Source organism: Pseudozobellia thermophila (assembly GCF_900141855.1).
Lineage (GTDB): Bacteria > Bacteroidota > Bacteroidia > Flavobacteriales > Flavobacteriaceae > Pseudozobellia > Pseudozobellia thermophila.
Map to the genome: position 1 here is coordinate 5144 of NZ_FQYU01000005.1, position 1586 is coordinate 6729.

A 1586-nucleotide genomic window follows, 5' to 3' on the forward strand; every position below is an offset into this window, starting at 1 on the left:
TGTCTGGCCGATGGTCGATGGTAGGAAAAAAAGGTAGGGCGGCGGCCTCGACCGCCCGGTTTTTTACGGGCCGGAGGTATCATCGACCATCGGTTGGGCTAAGGTTCGTTGCTGTGATTCGTCCGAAGGACAATCCAGCCGAACCTAAAGATAGCTTTTTGCGCGTGATTTCCGTTTAGGAAATCCGCAAGCAATGAATTTTAGCCATTGTTGGCAATAGTTATTTTTTCAACTGTCTGTTTTTTATAATAGCGAAAACGAATACAATCAAGACATGAGATAATAAACAAATTGCTAGCCTGTAGAGGAATCCTAATCCATATTCATCATGTGGCCAAATTGATTTTCCAAAGATTAAAGCACAAACGTATACAGATATTAAAATTCCGTTTGCGATAAAAAATACATTAAACTTGTCCCAGCCAGTCAGCATATAAATACTAGCAATCCAAATAATAATCGGAATAAGAATAATGAGTAAAAGTTCCATTTTTAATTTGGTTAATTCTCCTTGTCAGAAATCCAATATTTCATAATTATTGCCAACGCTTAGGCTATGGCAAGTAGGGCAGGCAAGGAAACTTTTCGTTTCCGTCTGGTCTGCGAGCCAGAGCTTTTTGTTTTGTAATTATTTTTCTTTTTTTAATTGCCAAATCCAAAAGATTTGGCGGACTTAGTAAATGAGCCCAAGCCTTTAAATTAGGCGCTTTATGCCCTATTTGCTATAGCCATTGTTAGGCGCAGTACTTTTTTCTTTAAACACCCCGTAGTCAGAAAATTCACTCAATTCAATTTTGTTTTTGGACGTCAAAACGCAACTCAAGTTAGATATCAAACTATCCTGTCCATTTGATAGGGTTAAATCCTCAATTTCTATTGCTACTATTCCTAGATTCTCTCTTTGCCGTATTATTACATGTCCTTTTTTTACTTTTATACTATCTCTATGTGGCGATTTGTCCATACTAACTATATCATTTAAGTCATAAAAAGTTATAGAATCTCTTGTCTCTTTAAAACCATTGAATTGATATCTGTAATATCTTCTTTTCATATTTCTCAAGTCTTTATCTTGATAGTATTTTATTCGAAGATTTAGTCCCTCAATTTCTATTTTTTTTGTTTCTACAGGTACAAATAATTCTTCTAAGTCTTTCATCTCTTCATAAGGAACTCGAACTGTCGCAATAGCCTGAATTAGATTTTTATTTGGGATGTCAGTTAACTGTGAAATCGGTAAATTATTGACTCCTGCGATTGTGAATTTTTGAGTGGTGTCCCGAACCGTATATCCGGAAACGTGCGAATCCCTTCCACCCCAAGCATCGTATTTATAAATAGCCTTAGACGTTCCCTCAATTTTTTGTTCATATAGGGTTATATCCCATTCTCCAATGCCAGGTAGACACCCGTAAAATGATATTAAAAGACCTATACAAAATATTTTGGCTATGATTTTCAAATTTTGACTGCGTTTTTAGTATTGTGCCTAACGGCCAGACGGCTATGGCGAGTTGCGAGGTATGCCTGGCATACCTTGGCAAGGGGTCGCCATTAGACGCACATTCGCTATAGGCGGTGATGTC

Annotated in this window: 2 protein-coding genes; both read right to left on the minus strand. The window is 37.3% G+C overall.

Annotated features, from left to right (window positions below; all coding sequences use genetic code 11):
* Nucleotides 1-220: 220 nt before the first annotated feature.
* Complete coding sequence (locus tag BUB37_RS13290; protein WP_072994317.1) at nucleotides 221-490, minus strand: hypothetical protein; 270 nt, start codon at nucleotides 488-490, stop codon at nucleotides 221-223.
* A 225-nt stretch (nucleotides 491-715) separates the two neighbouring features.
* Complete coding sequence (locus BUB37_RS13295; protein WP_072994318.1) at nucleotides 716-1462, minus strand: hypothetical protein; 747 nt, start codon at nucleotides 1460-1462, stop codon at nucleotides 716-718.
* Between the last annotated feature and the right edge of the window lie 124 nt (nucleotides 1463-1586).